18 protein-coding genes are annotated in these 21970 nt (G+C 61.7%); 9 read left to right on the forward strand and 9 right to left on the reverse strand.

Annotated features, from left to right (window positions below; all coding sequences use genetic code 11):
- Positions 1 to 14: 14 nt before the first annotated feature.
- The 5 genes from ACVIJ6_RS06270 to ACVIJ6_RS06290 all read right to left on the reverse strand — a co-directional run bounded on the left by ACVIJ6_RS06270 (position 15) and on the right by ACVIJ6_RS06290 (position 6494).
- Entirely contained in the window at positions 15 to 1136 is a 1122-nt protein-coding gene (locus ACVIJ6_RS06270; protein ID WP_456771962.1) for a glycosyltransferase family 4 protein, read from the reverse strand.
- 77 nt (positions 1137 to 1213) lie between these two features.
- The gene (locus ACVIJ6_RS06275; protein ID WP_456771963.1) at positions 1214 to 1852 is read right to left on the reverse strand and encodes a PIG-L deacetylase family protein; all 639 of its coding nucleotides are present in this window, start codon (positions 1850 to 1852) and stop codon (positions 1214 to 1216) included.
- 200 nt (positions 1853 to 2052) lie between these two features.
- Entirely contained in the window at positions 2053 to 3885 is a 1833-nt protein-coding gene (locus tag ACVIJ6_RS06280; RefSeq protein WP_456771964.1) for a glycosyl hydrolase, read from the reverse strand.
- Positions 3886 to 3982: 97 nt separating this feature from the next.
- Entirely contained in the window at positions 3983 to 5404 is a 1422-nt protein-coding gene (locus ACVIJ6_RS06285) for a hypothetical protein (RefSeq protein ID WP_456771965.1), read from the reverse strand.
- 106 nt (positions 5405 to 5510) lie between these two features.
- Positions 5511 to 6494, reverse strand: a complete 984-nt coding sequence (locus tag ACVIJ6_RS06290; protein WP_456771966.1) for a glycosyltransferase — start codon at positions 6492 to 6494, stop codon at positions 5511 to 5513.
- A 366-nt stretch (positions 6495 to 6860) separates the two neighbouring features.
- Between ACVIJ6_RS06290 and ACVIJ6_RS06295 the strand changes: the two genes are divergently transcribed.
- Positions 6861 to 8003, forward strand: coding sequence for a glycosyltransferase (locus ACVIJ6_RS06295; RefSeq protein WP_456771967.1), 1143 nt, complete (start codon positions 6861 to 6863; stop codon positions 8001 to 8003).
- Positions 8004 to 8017: 14 nt separating this feature from the next.
- Here ACVIJ6_RS06295 and ACVIJ6_RS06300 read toward each other — a convergent pair whose 3' ends face one another.
- A complete protein-coding gene (locus ACVIJ6_RS06300; protein ID WP_456771968.1) occupies positions 8018 to 8797 on the reverse strand; it encodes a metallophosphoesterase family protein in 780 nt (259 codons plus the stop codon).
- Positions 8798 to 9106: 309 nt separating this feature from the next.
- Between ACVIJ6_RS06300 and ACVIJ6_RS06305 the strand changes: the two genes are divergently transcribed.
- The 6 genes from ACVIJ6_RS06305 to ACVIJ6_RS06330 all read left to right on the forward strand — a co-directional run bounded on the left by ACVIJ6_RS06305 (position 9107) and on the right by ACVIJ6_RS06330 (position 15838).
- Positions 9107 to 9733, forward strand: coding sequence for a hypothetical protein (locus ACVIJ6_RS06305; protein ID WP_049795303.1), 627 nt, complete (start codon positions 9107 to 9109; stop codon positions 9731 to 9733).
- Positions 9734 to 9771: 38 nt separating this feature from the next.
- Positions 9772 to 12042 carry a polysaccharide biosynthesis tyrosine autokinase gene (locus ACVIJ6_RS06310; protein ID WP_456771969.1) on the forward strand — a complete coding sequence of 757 codons (2271 nt, stop codon included), beginning with the start codon at positions 9772 to 9774 and terminating at the stop codon, positions 12040 to 12042.
- Positions 12043 to 12059: 17 nt separating this feature from the next.
- Positions 12060 to 12770 carry a hypothetical protein gene (locus ACVIJ6_RS06315; protein WP_456771970.1) on the forward strand — a complete coding sequence of 237 codons (711 nt, stop codon included), beginning with the start codon at positions 12060 to 12062 and terminating at the stop codon, positions 12768 to 12770.
- An 813-nt stretch (positions 12771 to 13583) separates the two neighbouring features.
- Positions 13584 to 14261: a sugar transferase gene (locus ACVIJ6_RS06320; protein WP_456771971.1), complete on the forward strand. Its 678-nt coding sequence runs from the start codon at positions 13584 to 13586 to the stop codon at positions 14259 to 14261.
- 280 nt (positions 14262 to 14541) lie between these two features.
- Positions 14542 to 14754 (forward strand): hypothetical protein, encoded by a 213-nt coding sequence (locus tag ACVIJ6_RS06325; protein WP_041750337.1) that lies wholly within the window; start codon positions 14542 to 14544, stop codon positions 14752 to 14754.
- 439 nt (positions 14755 to 15193) lie between these two features.
- Complete coding sequence (locus tag ACVIJ6_RS06330) at positions 15194 to 15838, forward strand: transglutaminase-like cysteine peptidase (protein WP_456771972.1); 645 nt, start codon at positions 15194 to 15196, stop codon at positions 15836 to 15838.
- A gap of 67 nt (positions 15839 to 15905) precedes the next feature.
- Here the strand turns inward: ACVIJ6_RS06330 and ACVIJ6_RS06335 are convergent, their stop codons facing one another.
- Together ACVIJ6_RS06335 and ACVIJ6_RS06340 are read right to left on the reverse strand one after the other, a co-directional pair.
- Complete coding sequence (locus ACVIJ6_RS06335) at positions 15906 to 17261, reverse strand: O-antigen ligase family protein (protein WP_456771973.1); 1356 nt, start codon at positions 17259 to 17261, stop codon at positions 15906 to 15908.
- Between the two features lie 61 nt (positions 17262 to 17322).
- Positions 17323 to 18504 carry a polysaccharide biosynthesis/export family protein gene (locus ACVIJ6_RS06340; RefSeq protein ID WP_456771974.1) on the reverse strand — a complete coding sequence of 394 codons (1182 nt, stop codon included), beginning with the start codon at positions 18502 to 18504 and terminating at the stop codon, positions 17323 to 17325.
- Positions 18505 to 19116: 612 nt separating this feature from the next.
- Between ACVIJ6_RS06340 and ACVIJ6_RS06345 the strand changes: the two genes are divergently transcribed.
- Together ACVIJ6_RS06345 and ACVIJ6_RS06350 are read left to right on the forward strand one after the other, a co-directional pair.
- On the forward strand, positions 19117 to 19437 hold the full coding sequence (locus ACVIJ6_RS06345; RefSeq protein WP_012041329.1) for a hypothetical protein: 321 nt from the start codon (positions 19117 to 19119) through the stop codon (positions 19435 to 19437).
- Positions 19438 to 19769: 332 nt separating this feature from the next.
- A complete protein-coding gene (locus ACVIJ6_RS06350; RefSeq protein WP_456771975.1) occupies positions 19770 to 20789 on the forward strand; it encodes a glycosyltransferase family 2 protein in 1020 nt (339 codons plus the stop codon).
- Between the two features lie 93 nt (positions 20790 to 20882).
- On the opposite strand, the gene ACVIJ6_RS06355 is transcribed toward ACVIJ6_RS06350, so the two are convergent.
- Positions 20883 to 21608, reverse strand: a complete 726-nt coding sequence (locus tag ACVIJ6_RS06355) for an Npun_F0296 family exosortase-dependent surface protein (protein WP_456771976.1) — start codon at positions 21606 to 21608, stop codon at positions 20883 to 20885.
- Positions 21609 to 21970: the final 362 nt, after the last annotated feature.

Genomic DNA, 21970 nt, shown 5'->3' on the forward strand with positions numbered 1-21970 from the left:
CCGCAGTCTGATTATCACTTAACCTCCCCCGCAACCAATCCTAGATCCGGGTTCCCCTGGACGGACCTCAGCACATCCATCAGCCTGTCCCCGGCCGCGCGCCAGGTGAATATGTTCGCCCTCTCGCGCCCGTTCCGGGAATAGCGGTTCCAGCATAGTGGATCGTTGGCCAGCGACGAGATCGCCTCGACCCATTCTCGCGGATCATCAGCCGACGCGTAGATCGCAGAGTCGCCGCACACTTCCGGCAAAGCCCCACAGGGCGCCACGACCGCGGGACAGCCAAGCAGCATTCCTTCCAATGGCGGAAGGCCAAAGCCTTCGGTGGTCGAGGGAAAGGCCACGCAGACGGCCCGCTCCAACAGCGCGCGGAGCTCGCCGTCGCGGACCCTGCCGGCAAACCGGACATTGTCGGGAACGACGTGGCCGAGTGCTGAGAATCCCTCGGCCCCCTCGCTGCCGACAAGGACCAATCTCACCGGCTTCAGACGTTCATCTGCGAACGCCTTCAGCAACAGACCGACATTCTTGTGCCGCTGCGTATTGGCCAACGCGACGACGAATTTCGTCTCGCCAAGCTGGAGCTGATCGAAGATGCCGGGCTCGGACGGAACCCGCAGGACATGATCGACCCCGTTAGGAACCACCGCGATCCGATCGGCCGTCGTCACCCCGAAGTCGACCAGCTGCTTCGCGGTGAAGTGGGAGACGGCGAGTATCTTGCGATGTCTCCTGCCGATGGTCGGCAGGACGTAGCGATACCATCGGGCAAACGCGCTCGAATAGGATTCCGGCGTCGAGAAGGTCTGGGCATCATGGATCATCGTGACGGCGGACGTGCTGATCATCGGCGCGAGATTGCACAGGCTGAGCAGCAGCCCCGACCGCGCGACCCTCGGGAGGTCGAGCTGCTCCCACAGCTGGCCAGTGAGGAAACCCGCTTGCTTCATCTCGAACTGGTGACGGGACTTCGACACGGTCCTCGGCACCACGATGGTGGTGGGCTCCTGGAACAGTCCAGCAAGCTCGTCGCGCCGGCTCTCGAGCTGAGCAATGAGCTCGTCAGCAACCCGGTGCACGCCGGTGGGGCCGGCGCCGAGATATTTTCCATTAATGAACAATCGTCGGCCGCGCATCGTCGGTCTCAAATCCGCAAAACAAGCTTCCATCGATCAGGTCTGGTGAAATCTGCCAGATCTGCACGACGGCCGCGTTAACCCACCACGAACTTCCGGGCCGCAAAGGCCTCGGCATAGCGGCTGTTGCTCTCCAGGCCGCGAAGCCTGAGGATCGAGCGAAACGTCTCCTCGTCGAACCAGTGCTTGCTTCTCTGGCTGGTGAACACGCGGAGCGCATTCAACTTCCGGGTGACATCGTCAGGCTCCACTGGAACATAGAGGTTCGGCTGACCGAGATCGCCATCCCATTTCGGTATTTCGTACTCCCAGATCTGATGCGACCGGAACGTGTTCCAGGTCAGCTCGTTGACCAGGCGATGATCCTGATGAGCGTCGTGGCGCGCATGGGTCAAAATGAGATCCGGATCGGACGGCTTCAAGAACTGCTCGAAGAACTCCTTGATGCTGCGGCGCTGCTCCGGGAAGTAGGCATCGGAAAATTCCCTCAACAGCAGCGAGAGCTTCTTGTCCGGGCCCAGCAAGGATTCGGCGGCGAGCCGGGCTTCCTGCTGCCGCGCCTCATTGCCTGACAGGACACACCAGGTGACAGCGACGTCGGGATTCTCGCGCATGATCCGCAGTACCGTGCCTCCGGCCCCGATTTCGATGTCGTCCGAATGGGCGCCGATGCACAGCAGCCGCCGCACGTCCTTGAAACCCTTGAACCCGATCATACCAGCCCTCCATGCCTTTTGCGCCTTACACCTGCAGCGGAGCTCCGCTTCACCGGCGCGAATATGTTGAGATCAGAAAAATCTGGAAACAGAAGGTCGGGCCCTCTGCCTCATCTCGGCCTGATGAGGGGCGGGCCAATTGCGATCCAAAGCTGCAGGCGACGGGGCCTGAAGGACCCCGGCGCAACGTCAAGAACGCGTTAATCAAGCTTCTTCACCCGAACCTCTCTGATCAGGAGCTCGTTCGGCGATGCGATCGCATTGAGGCGAAAATTCCACCCCCATGCGCCCGCGAACTTCGCATCAGACAGGCGCCAATTCAGCTCGGTCCACTGATCGCCATCCGGTATAGTCCGATAATCGGCGCCGACGTAGCCGCGCGTCGATTCATAGTCAACGCTCATTCCGGCGATCTCACCCGGCTTTGCGCGCCGAACCACCGCGGTGATCTCAACCTGCTTCGCACCGAGCCCCAGGAATGCCGGATCGACGCGAAAATAGGCGTAGTGCCCCTCTTTGTCGGCCCTCGCGAAATTCATCCGGCGCGCGCCCTGCTCGGCCACCGTCGTATCTCGCCGGATCTGGCTCAGCGCGCCCGCTTGACTGTCATCGCCCAGTCTGGCCACGGCGACCTTACCTGCCGCGCTGGCAGCCCAGGGATACGGCGCATCGCGATTCTTGCGAGCGATCTCGATCAGGCTCGGCGACAGGCCGGTCAGCAAGACCGGCTTCGATGAAATCGAAACCGGTGTCCCTGCCCCGACCGTTGTGCTTGCGCCGCTCGGCTCCGTGATCAGAACCTCGCTATCAAAGGTGATCCTGTTGTCGTGTCTTGGAGCCGCCCACGTGGCGAGTACCGCGCCCTTCGCTCCGTCGAACATGAAGCCATAGATTCCGTCGCCCAGATTCAGCCACCCGGCAGCCTTGGGCTCCTGCCCCAGCAGATCGGTCAAGGTCTTGAGCGACGTCAGCGATGGGCGCGGCGACATGTTTTCGCGGATGAGACCATAGTCAGTCCCCTTGCCGTAGGATGGCCCGCGCGCCTCGAACCAGAACACGCGCTCGAAGCCGGCGGCGATCGAGAGAAGATAGGCCTTGGTCAGCAGAACGGCTTGCGTGTCGTCCGCGGCCTGATCCGGCATGGTCGGCGCCGACGACCCGATCTCGGTGATCCACAATGGAAGCCGCTCGGACTGATTATTCGCCTTGAGCATGTTGCGCAGCGATGTGGTCATGCTCAGAAAGGCGGGCTCACCTCCCGCAGCAAGTTCGCCGAGATACTCGTAAGGATGAACGCAGACAAAATCGAAATGACCAGCCGCGCCGGACTTGATCGCCGCGTCGAGAAAGTTGACGTCGAAGCTGGCGACGCTCATGCCGATCTTGGCGTTCGGGTCGATCTTCTTTGCTGCGATGGCAGCTTCACGAACGAGTTCTGCATATTGCGCCGGCGTACCGCCAGGAGCGAAGCTGCCGTTGAACTCGTTCCAGATCTCCCAATATTTGATATCGGCATGATACCGGGTGACCAGGCCGTCCACATAATCCCGCCAGAAACGGATGTCCTTAATCGGGAATTGTCGTGTCCCGCCATCGGCGGACGCCCAGGGTGCCAGATAAGCCAGCACGCCGACGAGATGAACATCATTCGCGCGGGCGGTCCGGACCAGAGCGTCTGGAAGCGTAAAGTTCCAGCGTCCGGGGGCCGGCTGGATGATCTGCCATTCATAAAACCCCCGCAGCCAGCCCACGCCGGCACGTCTGAGCATCGGCATGAATTGCGGATAGGCGTTGAACCATTCCGCGCCGGATGCCACGCCCCACGGGCTCAGATCGTCCCGTCGATCCGCGACGGCCGAAGAGCGCTCCTGAGCCACACCCCGCTCCGAGAAGCCACCCGCCAGCAGCGCGCACAGCACCACGCCCCCCGCCCATCGGACGAGTGTCCCGCAAGCAGTTGAAGAGAGACGGCGATCAGCGCGTCGCTGGTGGTCGACGTCTGCAGTCGGAGCGAGGCCAAATGGATTCGTCATTCCAGACTCCATGCGGGTTCACGCGACGGGTCGAACGTACCGCATGTCGATCGCGTCCGCTGCTCCGGACATTGCTCCTGCGCGCGACCGACACCGCTCATCGCGCCAGCGGAGGCGCGCACTCCGTTGCGGAGAGCCCCTCCAGCGCCGCCGAGCTGCTTCTGGACGATAGCAGCTTGACCGAACCAAGCGCAGCAAAGGCCGAAAACGACAGGCCAAGGTCGATGAAGCCACCCGACGTGGACGCCGCGATCAACCACGCCAGACAAGCCGAACGGGCAGCGCTCTGGATATGCGTGATGTGCTCCGGCTCAGGTTCCCGCGCCTGAAACCAGATGGACAGCAGGAAAAGCGCGTAACATGTCGCACCGAGGACACCCAGGCTGGAAATGGCGGCGACGAGAAAGCTGGAGGCGCGAACGCTGCCATTGCCGACGCCAAACCCATAAGTATCCAAAAAGTTTTGAATCGCCTGACTGTTCCAATTCGACCGTTCGACGCCCGAAGACGTTGACATCTTGTTCAAGACGAGAGTGTCCAGCAGATCGGTGACATAGGCGTATACGGGGTCATTCAGACAGATCATGACCACGATCAAGGCCAGAATGAAGGGCAGGCCGAAGATGACGAAGATGACTTGCGGGCGCGACGGCTTCAGCAAGAGCTTAAAGGCCAGCAGCCCGAACTCCACGAACACATAGATCGCGAGCCCGACATAGGCGGTGGTCGAGGTCGAGAACAGCAGCGCCAGCAGCGACAATGAGCTCAGCAGCAGCGTCATTTTCGGCGCAACGCCGCGCAGCCACAGCGTCGAGGTGAAGGCGAAATATCCCAGCGTGGCATATCCGAAGCTCGAGGCCTCGACGAACGAGCCGACGATCCGCTTGAAACCAGCCAGCTCGCGATCGCTCAGCATCGAATAGGTCGAGTTGCGGATGAACGCCATCAGGTCGCCGGTGTTCGTCGCATAGGTTACGAGGTCGATCACGGCAAAGGCCAGATTGAGCACGACGCACAGCAGCCCGGCCCGCGCCAGGGTGTTGCGGCCCTTTTCGGAGCTGCCATAGCCCGCCAGGATCAGGAAGCATGCGCAATTGCCGATGAAATAGATCGATTGCGTCAGATTCGATGTCGTCGGAGCCAGCGGCACGGCGTGGTTCTCACCCTGGGCGCGAACAACGAAGGTGAAGGTCTCGCCATAGAACAGCCGCGGCATGAGGTAAGCGGTCAAAGTGGCGTAGATGGCCGTGAGGAGGAACCAGAAGCCGGGGGTGCCGAACACCACCGCATGCCGCATGCCGGAGCGCACCTCCCGGTTTCCAAGAAGCTTGATCATCACGAATCCGAGCAGCAGATGCGCCGGCTGAATCGTCGTGCCGCCCAGCGAATCCAGGATGATCGCGCCGGCAGCCCCGAGCAGCGTCGTGCCGAAGAAGACATAGACAATGAAGCTTTCTTCGACGAACAGGCCGAGCAGTCCAAGCAGAAGCGTGATTGCGCCAATCGGTTCAATTGTCATCGTGACACGTCCACGGGCCTCATCAGGCTCATTGCGCGATGATCATCGGCTCGCTCTTTCCCGAGAGAGCCGCAACCGGCCGCTGCGGCGGGCTTCATCGAGGTTCCTATTCGAGCTCGAGAACACGCAAGGGCGACATCCGGCCAAGCAGCAGATCCCATACCGCCAGGCAGTTTCCCTTGAGGCGCCCTTTCCGGTCAACCCATGGCTCGGGCCAGAAACTCTTGGCCAGGTTGGCAGCCACGTTGCGCCAGATCAGGGGAGCCGCGAAATCGACCGACATCGTGCCCTTGCGGATCAGATAGAGCGGATTGGCAATCTGGGAATAGCCGACGCGAACCCCTGAGGTCCGCCCGCTTTTCGTCCCCAGATGGACACCGGAGAGAACGCTGGCGTCCACGATACGGCCATCGCAGGCAAGCTGCCTGGAGAAATCAATGTCCTCCTGCCAGCCATAGAGCGGCAGGGTCTCGTCGAAGGTGAGCGAGCGCAGGCGGATCGGCTGCATCCGAAACGCCATGTTGCAGCCATAGGTCCCGAACGTCTCCGACAGCGCTGCAGGCGCCGCGTTCGGCCGGCTCTGGGAGAGAAGTTCGAGCGCCGTATCGACGTCGACTCCCGGACCGTTCGCGCCGTCGCGGATCGGACGGCCGGTGACGGCGACGACATCCGGATGCTGCAGGAAGATGGCTTCGAGCTGCTCGAGGTAATCGGCCCGCGGAAAGAAATCATCGTCGAAGAAGACAATGATGTCCGCGGCGCCGCTCCGCTCGAGGATCCGATTGCGTTGCGCGGTCAGTCCGCGCTTGCCGGAGAGAACCAGCGATTCGAATGGCAGGCTCTGCATGGCGTCCGACGGAAGATCGGCCGGCGATGCCGGACACGCGATCAGCATGTCGGGGAGGCGCGTCTGTTGGGTCAGCAATGCGATGGTGCGGCCGACGATCGTGGGTCGCCCTGCGGTGGCGATGCCGACAGCGATGGAAAGTCGTCGCGAACCGGGCAACTCCGAACGATATGGCCGCTGACCCCGGCCCGCCGCCGAGACGGACGCATCGGATGCATTCTCATCGCGTGTTGCCGAGTTCACCCGAAGCCTCTGTCAGAGTTCAAGTCCCCTGCTCGAGCGGAACGATCGGAGATCGCCTTCGCGCAGCCTGAGGAACACCTGTCGCAGGGACCGCCCGATGCCGAGCAGATATCGATGTTGATATCCGGACAGTTGAGTGCTGGCAAGGCGAGCTCGAGCGTTGGCACTTGGGTAAGGTTACCGCAGGCGTCTCTCTCGGACGCTCATCTGGGCCTCGCAGCGGGCGCGCCGCGCGAGCGACGCGAACGTGGCGCATTGATGCGGCCTGACTCATTAATGTCATCTGCAATTTCGTGACCTCCCTGCGCCGCGCCGTGCTAGAAGCGGCGCTTTCCGTGGGTTCTCACTCATGATCAGGGATATCTGATGCGAGTTGCGATCATCCATTATTGGCTCGTCGGGATGCGCGGTGGCGAGAAGGTCATCGAGGCGCTGTGTGACATGTATCCGCAGGCCGACATTTTCACGCACGTCTACGCGCCGGACATGGTTTCCGAGAAGATCCGGGCGCATCGGATCGTGCCCTCTTTCATCAACTCGCTTCCGCGCGCCGCGCGCATGTACAAGAACTATCTTCCCTTGATGCCGCTCGCGCTGGAGCAGCTCGACCTGCGCGGATACGACCTGATCATCAGCAGCGAATCCGGTCCGGCGAAGGGCATTATTCCTCCTCCGGGAGCGCTTCACGTCTGCTATTGCCACACGCCGATGCGCTATATCTGGAACATGTATCACGAATATCGCGACGGCGCTGGAGCCCTCACGCGGCTGCTGATGCCGCCGTTGTCGCACTATCTTCGGATGTGGGACGTCTCGTCGGCGGCGCGCGTCGACAGCTTCGTCGCGAACTCCACGACTGTCGCCGGACGAATCCGCCGCTATTACGGGGCGGACTCGCACGTCATTCATCCGCCTGTCGACACCGAAGCCTTTTCGCCGCTGCCGGCCGCTGAGATCGGCGATTTCTACCTCATGGCCGGAGAGCTGGTCGCCTACAAGCGTCCCGATCTCGCGATCCGCGCCTTCAACGAGATGAAGCTCAAGCTCGTTGTGATCGGCGGCGGCGAAATGCTCCAGGAGGTGCGTCGCCTGGCGGGGCCCACCATCACGGTGCTCGGCTCGCAACCCTTCTCCGTCCTGAAGGACCATTATGCGCGCTGTCGCGCGTTGATCTTTCCCGGCGAGGAGGATTTCGGCATGGTGCCGGTCGAGGCAATGGCAAGCGGTCGACCGGTGATTGCCTATGGTCGCGGCGGCGCGACGGAGACCGTGGCCGACGGCCTCTCCGGCGTGTTCTTCCCGGAGCAGTCCGTGGCCTCGATCATCTCGGCCGTCGAGCGACTGAACGGTCTTGCCCTCGCCCCCGCGATCATCGCGGCGCATGCGGCCCAATTCGGCCGCAAACAATTTTTCCAGAACATGCGTGCCCATATTGACGGGCTTCTCGGCGCGCGTCTCGCGCCCCGGGCGACCGTCTCGCCACGGCAGGACCGGCGCACGACCGGCTGACCCCGCGACATCCCTCAGGCGGTTGAGGTCGCCGTATCGATCACCGAGAGCGCCGCCCCTTCGACCACAAGGCAGCTCAGCCGTCCCGTGGCAAACGCGCCGGTGTCGATATTGACGCGGTTGGTCGTCACCTCGACCGCCTTTGTCGGGGTATGGCCGTGCACGACGACCTTGCCGAAATCATTCGGCGCGTCCAGGAATTCGCTCCGGATCCACAACAGATCCTCCTCAGCCTGCTGCGACAACTCGACGCCGGGCCGGACACCGGCATGAACGAAGAAGAAGTCGCCCAGGACAAAACTCGCCTGCAGGTTGCGAAAGAACTGCATGTGCTCTGTCGCAAGTGCGGCATGGAACGTGGCCTGGATCTCGGGGACCGGACGAGACGGTCCGGCGCTGAGAAATCCCGGCGTCACGCCGTAGGAGACCAGGGTCTCAAAGCCGCCCAGCCTCATCCAACGATCGAACGCCGCCCGATCGGTCAGACCACGGATGGCGAGGGCCTCATGGTTTCCTTTCAGGAAGATGCATTCCTGCGACCGGCTGAGCTGGGCCAGGCGGTCGATGGTCTTCCGGGAGGCCGGCCCGCGGTCGATGTAATCCCCGAGAAAGATGAACAGCGGCCGTTCGACCGGCCGGGCCGCCAGATCGCGCTCGACCTGCGCCAGCAGCGACTCCAGCAGATCGAGCCGCCCGTGAATGTCGCCAAAGGCGTAGACCCTCATTCCTGGCGGGATCTGAGGACGTCGGCCGAGAACGGTGAGCTGCTCGGCAGCAGGAAGGGGATACGGCACGGTTCAACTCGTCGCGGCAGAAGGCCTTGCTCTAGCTTGCAGGAGCGGGTTAATTTTGCGGCTGTGGCATCGCCAGGACGGTTTGTAAGCCCTAAGGATCCGTTTCGAGCAGGCGGCAAATTTGGTACATTAATACCTAGATCGGCTCGGTCGCGAGCCCCACCGCGTCATCGATCCGTGTCCTCGCGCCTCCCTGCCTGCCGGTGGAATCAACCATAGCCGCCGATCCAGGTTGATCTACCGGTCTGACTGCTATAGATTGGAACGAGCTTTTTTTCAAATGCAAACAAGTAGTTGGAGAGCGTATCCATGGCTATCAATGGGTTATTGAAAGTGCTTTGCGCTCCCGCTCTCGTTTTTCTTGCGGGTCAGGCCTGGGCAGGGACTTGCGTCAATCCGCCGCTGTCACCCGAGGCGATCGCGCAGTTCAAGGCAGATCCAAAGGCGATCGTTGCTCCTGACACCGATACGCGGACGGTCGAAAACCTGGTCAGAGATCTCGTCGGCACCGACGCGAAGCTCGCCGCCGACATCATTCAAATTGCCCGCGATACGACGCCGCGCTTCCGCTCCGCGATTGCGGCCGGCATGGCGCAAGGTGCCATCGCCTGCTCCAACGTGGACCAGGAAGCCGCCTTGCTGATCCAGCAGGCTGTGGCGAGCTTCGAGGACAGCGCGTTCCAGGCTTCGTTCGCTGCGGTTGCTGGCGACCTGTCCACCGCCGCGGTCGAAGCGGCGGCTGCATCGGCGACAGCTTCGGTGGGAAGCGTCGTGATCGTCACTCCCGGCACTGCGCGCGGACGCACGACCCAGCCCGGCGGCGGTGGCAGCACTGCGATCGCGCAGATCACATCTGTCGGCACCATCATTCGCGCGATCAGCGGCACGAACTCGACCTCCTCGACTGCAGCATCTCCCGTGAGCGCGAAGCGCTGATATCCCAGACCAGCGACTGAGCCAGTCGAGGATTGTAGATGAACGTAGTCGGGCCGTTTTCGCGCTATTCGGACACTCTTGCCAGCGGCAGCAACACCTCCTCTTCTGGATCCCTATCGCTCCTCGATATTCGGGACTTTCTCAGTCGCCAATGGCGGCTGATCTTTCTCGTCACCTTGCTCGCGATCGGTGTGGGCGTTGCCTACCTCGCGGTGGCGCCGAAGCGCTACACCGCCCAGGCGGACATGATCATCGACACCAAGCGGGTGACCTGGAATCAATCCTCGCTCGAGACGGAAAATCGATCGATCGATGATGCCGCAGTCGAGAGCGAGATCGAGACCACCAAGTCGGAGCAGGTCGTCTCGGCCGTCATTCGCAACCTTCGCCTGACGGAAGATCCTGAATTCATCGGCGCCGGCGAAAGCCTGAAACAGCGGCTGTTCGGTCTGGCGGGACTGCCGTCCGGCCCGACAAGCGAGCCGACGAAGGAGGAGCTGCAGCAGCGCGCGATCGCCACCGTCAAGGCCAATCTGCGGATCACGCGCCTCGGCCGCAGCTATATCGAGCAGATCGCCTATACGTCGCTGGATCCCGCCAAGGCGGCGAAGATCGCCAATGCCTTCGCAGACGCCTATATCGAAGACCAGATCCAGGCCAAGTTCGAGGCGACCCATCGCGCGAGCGTGTGGCTCGAGCAGCGCATCGGCGAGCTGAAGAAGCAGGCCAGCGACGCGTTCCGCGAGGTCCAGGATTTCAAGTCCAAGAACAGCATCATCATCGGCGTCGACGGCAAACTCGCCAGCGACATTGAGCTGGATCAGTTGAGCGGATCGCTGGCCAAGGCGCGCGCCGACACCAGCCAGGCCAAGGCCAAGCTCGATCGAATCGAACGCGTGCTGGAGCAGCGTCCCGACCCCAACAAGGAAAGCTTCAACATTCCGGATCCGGTCGTGACCGACGCGCTCAGCAGCCCGGTCATCACCAAGCTCCGCCAGCAATTCCTGGACGACAAGAACAAGGAAGCGGAATGGAGCGCCCGTTACGGCTCGGAGCATCAGGCGGCCCGCAACCTGCGTGCCGAGATGGCGGGTCTGCAGCGCGCCATCTGGGACGAGGTCTCGCGCATCGCGGAGAGCTACAAGAGCGAGCTTCAGATCGCCAAGAGCCAGGAAGAAGCCATCGACAAGCGAATACTGGAGGTGTTCCAGCAATCGTCCTCGACGCGGCAGTCGCAAGTCCGCCTTCGCGAGCTCGAGACCGCCGCAAATACCTATCGCGGCATCTATGAGAATTTCCTGTCGCGGTTCACGCAATCGGTGCAGCAGCAGTCATTCCCGTCGACGGAAGCACGGCTGGTGACCTTCGCCACGACGCCCAATACACCCTCCTCGCCGAAGGCCGCGCTCACCATCGCGCTGGCGATGCTGTGCGGGCTCGGATTGGGCGTCATGGCCGCGGTGGCTCGCGAGCAGATGAACCGGCAGATCTATACGCGGGCCCAGGTCGAAAGCCTGCTGCGGACCAATTGCCTCGCAGTTCTGCCGGCGTTCAGCCAGAAGAAGCTGTCGCGATCCAAGCGCGGCACGCGGCAGTCCGGCGCGTTCCGGCAGATCAGTGAAGTGGCCCCCTATTCGGCAACAGCCGAAGCGCTGCGCTATATCAAGGTCGCGATCGACCTCAACCCTGCCGGCGGCAAGGTGATCGGTATCGTGTCGGCCTTGCCGGGCGAAGGCAAGACGACCGTTGCGGCCGGATTTGCTGCCTTTGTCGCCAAGAGCGGCGCCAAGACCCTGCTGATCGACGGCGACCTTCGCAATCCGTCGATGACGGCAACGCTGGGATATGAGGACGGACCGGGCCTGCTCGACCTGGTCGCGGGCAAATCCACGCTGCGCGAGCTGATCATCAGCGACATGACGAACAAGTTCGACTTCATCCCGGCCTCGACCCGGATCAAGCCTTCGAACAGCTCGGACATTCTTACCTCGCCCCAGTTCAAGCAGCTGCTGAAGACGGCCAGGAACGACTACGATTATGTCCTGATCGATCTGCCGCCAATTCTGCCCGTGGTCGACGTCAAGGCGGCAGCCCATCTTCTCGACGCCTTCGTCATGGTCATCGAGTGGGGCAGCACGCCATCGGACGACATCGTGAAGGCCGCCGCGGCGTCCTCCGTCGTCGCGGAGCGTCTGCTGGGCGCAGTCCTGAACAAGGCCAACGAAGCCATCATGCGCCGGTTCGAAGGCTATTCCGATCGGCACTACAACTACTACACGAACGAAAAGCCGGCCAGCGAGACGGTCTAAGGTCCGTGATGGTCTCGATGCACGCGTCCGCACGTGGTGCCCTGAACGTCGTGTTTCTGCTGGCGGGGTTGTCTGGATTGGCCTGGGGTGGTCTCTCGGCCAAGGACTCGGCCATCTCCGACGACTTTGTCGCGGTCGAAGCACGGCTGCTTCGTTTCGAGACCTTCACCCCCGGTGCAGCCAACCGCGCGCTTGAGCTGGCACAGGCGAACCCCGTCAGCGCCTGCGACAGCCACGCTCAGCACACCTTGCTGCTGCTGGAAATCCCCCTGCTCGACGCCGCGCTGCGCGCGGGAGCGGTCAAGGAATTCGACCAGCGCATGGCGGCGATGGAAGAGCGCACCCGGCTGACATTGAGCTGCGCACCGCGCGATTCATTTGCGTGGCTGGTCGCCTTCGGCCTGGCGCTCGGCCATGGCCATCTGGATGACAGCGCGTTCGCGCTGCTGGCGCAATCCTACCAGACCGGTCCGAACGAGGCCTGGATTGCGGTACGGCGCACCATCCTTGCGTCCCCAGTGATCACGCGGGCTCCTGACGGGGTGAAGGCGGAGATCCTCGACGAGTTCGGAACGCTGGTCCGCCGGGGCTTTGTCGATGTGGTTGCCAAGGCCTATGTGAGCGCACCGAGCCAGGCTCAGGCGCTGCTGAAATCCCGCATCGACCAGCTGGATTCGCGCGCGCAATCGTCCTTTGCGAAGGCGGTCGAATCGCTCCGTCGCTCCTGACCGGCCAAGCCTCACCGTCCTCGCGGCGGTCTCCATTCGAACGTCGGGGCGTAGCTGCGGAGATCTGCTCCCCCTTGGCGCAGCCGGCTGCAGTCCTCATGCGGCCCAGCAAGGATGCCGCGCCAATCGGGTCAGGCTGAATCTTGAACGCGCGGACCAAAGGTTGTCGTGGCCATCGACGCTCCCCGCCCTTCAAACCGGACCGGCCAGCCTGACGACGCCAGATCGGCAGCTGAGAACGCGAGCTACTCGCAGGTAACCGAACGATCAATGCTGTTGATCGAACCACCGCGGCCGTTCGTTACGCCTCGCTCGCCGCTGCAGCCAGCGAGAGCACGGATCCCCTCCCCGCCTGCTCGGCTCGGCTCGCGCCAATCTCGATCCGCTTTGCAGACAGCGCCGAAAACTCCAGTGAATCTACGGAGCAACGGTCCCGGTTTTCGGGATCTGCCTCGGGTCACGCGACGTACATAGTTAAATTTTAACCTTTCTCATCGCTCGGACGACAAAGGTATAAGCTCGCTGGCAGACCGGCGTGCGTGCGTCGCGATGAGAGAGCGGGTTGTTCTGTGTTGCCCATACACCACTGCGGTTCCGATTTTGCAGCAGCTGCTTGCTCAACGACGCGGAGCAAATCATCTTACGTTAAGAAATTCATTATCTTAAACATTTTAGCTTAACGGAAGGTTGCCACCCGATAATGGTTCAGCCAAATTGTGCAGCGCAGATCGATCTGATAAAAAAATCGTAAAAGAAGAGTAACGAAAGTTATTCAACGAGGGCCTGCGATATTTTGTTTTTCGGAGTACCCATATGAACAGTTTGTCAGATACGCGTTCGGATTTAAGATATTCTGCAGTCGTAGGCTCTCCATCTCCCGTCGGAGTACTGCCCAAACGTCTTGTCGATATTGTTCTGGCGCTCGGCGGCATCATTCTTTTGGCGCCGCTGCTTGTGATTTGCTACGTCGCGGTCGTGTTGTCTTCTCCCGGCCCGGCGCTCTTCCGTCACAAGCGGGTTGGATTCAACGGACGTAAATTCGAGTGCTTGAAGTTTCGGACCATGGTGCCGGACGCCGCTGAGCGTCTGCAGGCCCTTCTTGCCTCCGATCCTGCTGCTGCCGCCGAATGGGCGGCAACGCGCAAGCTGCAGAACGACCCGCGCGTGACGGCGATTGGCGCCATCCTGCGCAAGTCGAGCCTCGACGAGCTGCCGCAATTGTTCAACGTGCTCAGGGGTGAAATGAGCATTGTGGGACCGCGGCCGGTGACCGAAGAAGAGCTGGAACGTTACTCGACTTCGGTCGGCGCCTATCTGTCCTGCCGTCCGGGCATCACTGGGCTGTGGCAGGTGAGCGGCCGCAGCACGACGAGCTACGAAAAGCGGGTCGCCTGCGACGCCTATTACGCGCACAATTGGTCGATGGTCCTCGACGCCAAGATCATTGTGGTGACGATCCCGGCACTCCTTTCCACCGATGGGGCTTGCTGAGCTGCGCGCTCAGCCGGCTCGACAGGCTTGCGGGGCGCCTGCCGCGATTGCGACGAAGAGCAGCCTGCCAACGGCCTGTTAAATTGTCCTGGGCGGGCAGACCGCCCCTTCCCCGACATCATTGCAACGACATGTCGATCCGGCACGGCCTCTGGGTCACCCATGGAGATCGTGCAGTTCTGAGCTCGGGAAGGCACGACCGCTTTACGTTAATTCTTTGAAAACATTGCTCGTTTCTCGCATTGCGCGTACCCCTGCACAAGCCGCGAAGAATGAGCCGATGAGCGATTTCCAATCCGCAGATCACACCAAAGGGCCGCGCGGCCAAAAGGGGACGTCGTTGGCATTGAGGCGGAAAATCTCTATCGCGGTGCTTGTCCTGACCATCCTGACGGCCATGACGCTGTGGCTGGGGCTGCTTGGCTGGGGCGCCATGGAAGTGGTGCTGAGCGCAGTCTCTGCCGTCGAGAGGATCTGGACGTCGGCGTTCTGATCACTCACCGGCAAGTCACTCACCGGCAAGGACCTGCTCCGAAGTCCTGCCTGATGACCGCTCGCCACGACCGAGCGCATGATGCGCCGGAGCGGAGGCCGCGATCTCGCCAATGGCGCGCTTGAGCAGATCGCTCCCACAAGCATAGTCCTTAGCCCGACCCAACCAACCATCCGGCCAGCGAACTCACAGCCTGCGTGGCGGCGGACGGACGATCGTGCGTAGATCGGCGAACTTCGCCGCGAAGTCAGCGACCAACGCACCTCAAGATGCAGACCAGGAGCGCGGCGGCCGCTATCATTGATGATAGCCGGCCTGACAATTGCTTGTCACAGACAATTACCTGCCCCGCCCTAGGCAAAAATTTACACCCTTGCGGGACAATGATCACGAACGGCGTACGCGCTGCGGTCGCATGTTGCTCATTGAGGTGTCGCGCATGGCTCAAATCTACACGGTATTCATGTCGACCCTTCTGGGCGCGATCGTCCTCAGTGGCGATGCCCTGGCGCGTAACCGGGTGTCACACGAGCCTGTTCAGCAATCCGCGATCTCCGAGGGAGGGCCGACGCTGGCGCCGTTTCAGCATGTGCGCTTCTGCATCCGCTATCCTTCGGAGTGCAAACCGGTCGCCGAGGGCCGAAGCCGTGTCGACCTCGACCCCAACACGTTCGACCTGCTCGTCCGGGTCAACCGCGACGTCAATGTCGCGATCGCGCCGGCGAACAAGAGCTACGACACCAACCTGTCAGATGGCTGGACCATCGCCCCCGGCGCTGGCGACTGCAACGACTATGCGGTGACCAAGCGCCACGAGCTCGTGCAGAACGGCATTCCGCCGAGAGCACTTCGGCTGTCGGTCGTCAGGACGTCGTCCGGGGTCGGTCATCTGGTTCTTGTGGTCGCGACGACCAAGGGCGACCTGGTGCTCGATAATCTCACCGAGACCATCAGGAATTGGGAGAGCACCAACTACGCCTGGATCAAGATCCAATCGGCGCGTGACGCGCGGTTCTGGAGCGAGGTCAAGCCGGACGCCTCCACGCTGTCGCGGGCCCATCACATCCGTATCGCCGGCCGCTAAACATCCGCGTTCGGCCTCCTTCACGACCGTGTCCATCGTCATGGGATCCCAACTGATCCATGGCGATCTACGCAGCCGGAGCACTTTCTGCGTGCTCGGCGGTCGCCCGCGCCAGGCCGGATCCAAGCAGGATCGAGAACGGGATCAGATAGCCCGGGATCTGGAGCGAGAAGTCGATCAGTGAGTGCAGATAGGTGAGCGCGACGACGCCAAGGACGGCGCAGGCCGAGCCTTCGCTGCGATCCTTGGTTCTCTGGGCATAGCGCACCAGGATGACGACTGATCCGAGCGCCGCGGCCAGAATCATGACCGCGACCGGAAGCCCCATCTCCAATGCGATCTCCAGCAACGTTGAATGCGCGTACTCCCATACGCCCCAGCTGCTCAGATCGTCGCTTCGCACCGATGGAAAGATATCCGCGAACGTCCCGGCGCCGTAACCGAGAACAGGACGGGCGAGCATCGCGTCGACGGTGGCGCCATAGACCCTGAAGCGGCTGTCGTCGAACAGGCCCTGGCTGCCGATCCGGCCACTCTGCCCGAGCCACACGGCGATGACGCCGAGCACCAGCACTCCGGCCGGGAGCGCATAAGAGAGGCGGAAGTCGAACGTCTTCCTGACGAGAAGGAACATGGCCAGGAAAGCGCCGAGACAGGTGCAGATCAATCCGCCCCGCGAGCTGGTCAGGAGCTCGGCGAACAGGCACAGCAAGGCGGCCGCGAACAGGAGCAAAGCCCTGTAGGCGAAGGTCTCATTCCACGGCATCAGCAGCAGGAAGCGAATCGACGGCGCTTCGATGGCCTTTAGCGAGAGAACCGCCCGGCAGAGCCACAGGATGAAGCCGGCCCCGATGAAGGTCGCGGCCGTGTTGTGATTGATGAAGGTCGCCGTCAGCATGCCGTGATACGCCTCCTTGGGCGCCCACAGCACCAAGTTCGGCGTGACCACGAGCGCGGCGATGCCATAGGCCGCGTAGACCAGGATGACGTAGCGCGCGACGCGAAACAGCTTATCAGTCCGCCGGCGCGAGACGCCGACGAAAAAGCCGTTCAGGACGCCGGCGACGAAGAGCAGAAAATGCCCGACCGCCTCGCGCGGGATCTGCGCACGCGCAGAAACCTTCGCAGGCAGCTGGAGGCCCAGCAGCTCATTGGCTTTGCCCCAATTGGCATCGGCAAGCCGGTCGGACAGATTCGGGACGATCTGCAGGATGGCGACCCCGGCATAGACGCCGCAGCCGACCAGAAAGACCAGGAGCAACCGCGCCTGAAGAGGGCCGAGAGGAACGCTCAGCCCGAGAATGACGCCGAGGGACAGAACCACCACCCAGATCGCGGTGGCGAGTTGGTCGACCGAACCGAAGAACAACGGGGCAAGCCCAAATGCTCCAAGAGTCAACCAGAGCTGCAACGACCTCGCCATGCCGAAAACCAATTCGGAAGTTCAACCGATCAGGATTCGGCAGGGCTCGAGCGTGTCAGGGTCACCACCTCGTCTTGACCGCCGTATTCACGTTGGTGACCGCAGCCGCCGTATTTCCGGTCGCGTTCGCCGTGTTGTTGATCAAGGTCAGGAGCTTGTAGTAGTCGACCACCTTCGCGTTGGCGACGTACATCACGTCCTTGGTGCGCATCTGGAAGCCCGACGCCAGAAGCAGCCCGGACGGATCACGCAGATTCACGTGATAGATCGTCGGGATACGGTCATAGGAGAAGCGCGCCGTATCGATGCCCAGCTTCTGCAGCAGCGACCGCTCCTCATAGCGATAGATGAAGACTTCAGCCGGATCGGACTGGTTGTCGTTCAGGCCGCCGGCCTTGCCGATCGCCTGCGCGAGGGTCAGCGTCTCCGTATCGAAGGTGATCTCGGAGTTGAAGCCGAACACGTTCTGATTGAGCGCGCCCAGCGCCGTAAAGGTCGGCGATTCCCGGGTGACGAAGATCACGTCGTTCGGGCGGATGAAGATGTTCTCGTTGGGGTCATGGACAACCCGGCTGAGCAGCACCTTCACGCGCTTCCCATCGCGCTGCAGCGTGATGTAGCTCTCAATGGCTTCGTATTTTGGACCGCCAGCCCGAGCGATCAGAGCCAGAAGTCGCTCACCGACGCTGTTCAGTGCCAGCACGCCGGGCGTGTTGACGTCGCCGAGGACGCTGACGACGCTCGAATGCTGCTGATTGAGGCTGACGACAACCTGCGGCTCGATCGCGCGGTTGCGCAGGCGCGCCACGATGGCCTGCTGGATTTCGGGCAAGGTCCGCGCTGCAGCCGGAATCTCTCCGGCGTAGGGCACGTAGATATTGCCCTTCTGGTCGACTGCCTGCGGTGGCAGATCGACAAAGTTGCCCGGACGCGCGCCGGCCGCGGTCGCGGGCGTGAACAGGCCGCCTGGCGCGGCCTCAAAGATCGAAACGTTCAGGACGTCGCCGACACCCGCGACCTGGACCGGCTTTGGCCGCTTGTCGGGGAAGGCGCCCTGGAAGCTGATGAGATTGGGCTGCGACAGGAAGCCGATCGTATCCGCGCTCACATCCACCAAGGCATAGGGCAGAGCAGCGGTTGAACGCAGGCCGGCAGTCGCCGTGGCCTCGATAGCGTCGCTTTTCGGCCCGGTTCCGGGCAGAACGGCGCATCCCGGCAGGATCATGGCGATCGTGAGCGCCACAGCAGCTCGCGACAGAAATTTGAGACTTCCAAAGGTTGCAGACAGCGCCCGAACGGCGTTCATCGAACCTGCAGAGCAGGACGGCGTGAGCGTGGCAAGTTTGCCGGCCCCGGTCCTGAAGAGTGCCCTCTCGGATGCCATGTTTTCCCGTCGACTCACTGATTCCAGCCCACGCAATTGGCCGGGCCGGTTCCCCACATCGACGGACCCTACAGGGCCGACGTAGCTGCCGAAAGAGCGCAGTGGCAAAAACGCACCAGTTTTGAGCAGCAAGTTGCAGATGCGCCACAGACCACCACACCACGAGTGACGAATTGGCAACCACTCGCAACTAAGAATTCAGCCCACCAGTCACGACCGAAGGTTGCGCCCACCGAAACACAACCAAAAGATGTATTTATATTAGAGCCTCCTTTCTGGACGTGCTTCGGCACCCTCCCACCACCTCTCGCACACGCGGCAGTCGCAGTTAAGGTTTTGCTAGGAAATTCGGTAGAAGCTGGAACGCGATACGCCTCGTTGTGGCCGCACCCGAGGAAACTTGGCGGTAAATGTGCGGTATTTTCAAACCTCCGAATCGTGGTATTGTCAAAATTCGGTTGGGGTACGGCCATGGGATATGCTGCGATTGCACTTGCCACCTTGGGACTTGGGCTTGGCCTCACGTCCAGGGTGTGGGCTCTGCTGCCGATCGTGATGCTGGTGTTCCTGGGAACGGTCACCTTCTCCGTCGAGCAGGGCTCTGGCCTTCTGGAAGCGACGCTGGTCGTCGTCTTCGCCCAGATCATCATCCAATCCTGCTATTTCATCGGGCTGGTCGTCAGGACCACCTTTGGACCGCCGCGCCAGCCGGCCATGAAGCTGTCCAACAAGGCGTCGATGCAGGCATTCGCGGACGTCCGAACACCCCGCCTGCGCCGGCACGTGGCCTGAGCAACCATTTGACGGGTCACACAGATCTGCGCCGCCTCACCGCCACTTGGGGCGCGGGATCGTGGCTTGACGCTAGGACTTTTTCCCGACGCCCTCTATACTCCCTCCCAATCCTCTCATTCACACAGCTGCCCTTTGGGCATTGAGCCGGATTGAAAGCTCCTGTCAGCGCGAACTCGTTTCCTCGATCCGCCCCCTTACGTTCCGTGCTTGAAGTGCGGCTTTGGCCAGCAGGACGCCCGCGAGGATGCGTTGGCACCCGGCCACGGAGGCCCGTTATCAACAGGGCGGGGCCATTCGCCTGCGCGCTCGCCCCGGAAAACTGATCTGCCATGACCAACATTTCCATCGCCCTCGCGACCTTCAATGGCTCTCAGTTCCTGAACGAACAGCTCTCGAGCTATGTCAGCCAGACGGTGGTCCCCGACGAACTCATCGTCAGCGACGATGGCTCCCAGGACGCCACCCTCGACATCCTTGCGAAGTTCGCCAAGACGGCGCCGTTTCCGGTCCGAATCATCTCGGGCGAGCCGCATCTCGGCTTTGCCGATAATTTCTTCCGGGCGGCGCGCGCCTGCTCCGGCCGCTTCATCGCCTTCTCCGACCAGGACGATGTCTGGCGTCCGACGAAACTCGAGCTCGCGCAGCGCCGGCTGCAACAGGACGATTCGTGGGTGGCTCTGCACACCTCTGTCTTGACCGACGTCGCGCTCGCGCCCAGGGGATTGCTGACGCAAGGGATCACGGCATCCCGGGTCTGCGAGCCGCTGGAGCTCGATCCCTATGTCGGCCTCGGCTGGGGAAACACCATGATGTTCGACCGGCGGCTGCTGGAGCTCGTCCCACCCGAAGAACGCCCGCGCCAACCCGAATCGCCCGAACGTCCGTTGTCGCACGACACCTGGATCTACGCCTTCGGGGCGGCTCTCGGCCGCGTCTCACATATCGATGAACCCCTCTGCCTGTATCGGCAGCACCAAGGCAACGCGTTCGGCTCCCGAAAGCGTGGACTGGTCGAGCGCATCGGCGCGGCGCTCGAGGCGCCCCTCTCCCGCCATCGATCGCGGGTCGAATTCTATCAGGCCCTGGAAGCCATTTTCGACCGGCTGAGCGCGCCCCACCAAGGGGACATCGCGGAGAGAGCCCGAAGGGCCGCGCATGTCTACCGGCAACGTTGGCAGCAGCTCCAGACCCGAATCAACATCTACACAGGCGAGAACTTCCAGACCCGCATGGGTCAGTTCATCCAGTTCAACCGAATAGCTACGACCGACGCGCACGCGCCCTCGCCTACGCTGTCGCGATTGAAGGACATGGTCATCGGCGTCTGCGGCATGGGCCGAATTCGATAGACCCGCACAGCACCAGGACAAAGATGCCGGGCTGCGGCAAATAAAAAAGCTGCCCCGAAGGGCAGCTTTCAGAACATTCGTTGAGCCGTCTGATCACACCAGGCGCAGAGCGACACCGCTGCCGCGCCGGCGATAGCCGATCAGGCCGACGCTCAGGAAGCCCAGGATCATCATCATCCAGGTGGAGGCCTCAGGAACACCGTTCGTCATCGTGTTCAGACCAACGGTCACGTTGTCGATTTCCAACGAATTCGTGCCGCTGCCGAGCACGATCGTGTCGAAATACGCGCTGGGGTCGAATTTGAACTCGACGTAACGGTTCGCATTGGTCGCCGTGGAGTTCGGATAGGACGATGCGGTCAGGCCCGTCAGCGACGCGATCTGCGTGCCACTGAAGCTCTCGATCAGGACATTGTTCTTGTAGAACGCGATCGAATTGTAGGTGTCCAAGGAGCCGATATACAGACCAAAATAGGTACCGACGGAATTGCTCAGCTTGATCGTCTCGGTCGCCCCACCGAACACGTTCAGATAATTCGAGGTGTCAGCGCCACCCTGGAAATAGGGCGCCGCGAACTGACCAGGCACCGATCCGTTCTGAATCGTCGCATTCTGAGACACGAAGGAGAGGGAACCGTTGGTGAAGTTCGCGAGGGTTCCCGCGGTGCGGCTGTCGAAATTCTCGGTGATCTGGTTTGAGATGACCGGGGACGTGTTGGTTCCAAAGGCCAGCGCGTTCAGCGTAACCGTGGCAGCCTTGGCCTGGACGGAAGCGATGCATGCGGCAGTCAATGCCAGCAGAGCCAATGATTTTCGCATTACGCGACCCCCATATTGAGATTGTGATAAATGAATTCCTAACGCGGCGCATCTTGATTACCGTCTCGGTGGCGCGAAAGCAAGGTTCGATAGCCGCCTTCTCGCCATGACAAGGACACGAACTGTTAGCTGTGCTCATGCAGCAACATCCTGCAATCGCGGGATTTGGCGGTAATTTTGGCTGACGGCAGCGGTTATCAACATCAAGCCGCGCGAATTAACTATTGAATCCGCAAGAAAATTCGGCAGCGGCGCGGCTTGGCCTGCGGACATCTGATGAGGCCTGGCGGTATTATAATAGACTTGGCGGAACACTGACTAGTTCAATTGCGGTGAATATTTCCACGTGTTTTATGTCGAGC

The sequence above is a fragment of the Bradyrhizobium sp. USDA 4369 genome, assembly GCF_054056435.1.

What these genes read in the sequence shown, in the direction of transcription:
- ACVIJ6_RS06355 (WP_456771976.1), bottom strand. Translation starts at nt 21,608, where the DNA reads ATGCGAAAATCATTGGCTCTGCTGGCATTGACTGCCGCATGCATCGCT.
- ACVIJ6_RS06275 (WP_456771963.1), bottom strand. Translation starts at nt 1,852, where the DNA reads ATGATCGGGTTCAAGGGTTTCAAGGACGTGCGGCGGCTGCTGTGCATC.
- ACVIJ6_RS06285 (WP_456771965.1), bottom strand. Translation starts at nt 5,404, where the DNA reads ATGACAATTGAACCGATTGGCGCAATCACGCTTCTGCTTGGACTGCTC.
- ACVIJ6_RS06330 (WP_456771972.1), top strand. Translation starts at nt 15,194, where the DNA reads ATGGCTCAAATCTACACGGTATTCATGTCGACCCTTCTGGGCGCGATC.
- ACVIJ6_RS06335 (WP_456771973.1), bottom strand. Translation starts at nt 17,261, where the DNA reads ATGGCGAGGTCGTTGCAGCTCTGGTTGACTCTTGGAGCATTTGGGCTT.
- ACVIJ6_RS06350 (WP_456771975.1), top strand. Translation starts at nt 19,770, where the DNA reads ATGACCAACATTTCCATCGCCCTCGCGACCTTCAATGGCTCTCAGTTC.
- ACVIJ6_RS06295 (WP_456771967.1), top strand. Translation starts at nt 6,861, where the DNA reads ATGCGAGTTGCGATCATCCATTATTGGCTCGTCGGGATGCGCGGTGGC.
- ACVIJ6_RS06280 (WP_456771964.1), bottom strand. Translation starts at nt 3,885, where the DNA reads ATGACGAATCCATTTGGCCTCGCTCCGACTGCAGACGTCGACCACCAG.
- ACVIJ6_RS06310 (WP_456771969.1), top strand. Translation starts at nt 9,772, where the DNA reads ATGAACGTAGTCGGGCCGTTTTCGCGCTATTCGGACACTCTTGCCAGC.
- ACVIJ6_RS06305 (WP_049795303.1), top strand. Translation starts at nt 9,107, where the DNA reads ATGGCTATCAATGGGTTATTGAAAGTGCTTTGCGCTCCCGCTCTCGTT.
- ACVIJ6_RS06345 (WP_012041329.1), top strand. Translation starts at nt 19,117, where the DNA reads ATGGGATATGCTGCGATTGCACTTGCCACCTTGGGACTTGGGCTTGGC.
- ACVIJ6_RS06325 (WP_041750337.1), top strand. Translation starts at nt 14,542, where the DNA reads ATGAGCGATTTCCAATCCGCAGATCACACCAAAGGGCCGCGCGGCCAA.
- ACVIJ6_RS06315 (WP_456771970.1), top strand. Translation starts at nt 12,060, where the DNA reads ATGCACGCGTCCGCACGTGGTGCCCTGAACGTCGTGTTTCTGCTGGCG.
- ACVIJ6_RS06270 (WP_456771962.1), bottom strand. Translation starts at nt 1,136, where the DNA reads ATGCGCGGCCGACGATTGTTCATTAATGGAAAATATCTCGGCGCCGGC.
- ACVIJ6_RS06320 (WP_456771971.1), top strand. Translation starts at nt 13,584, where the DNA reads ATGAACAGTTTGTCAGATACGCGTTCGGATTTAAGATATTCTGCAGTC.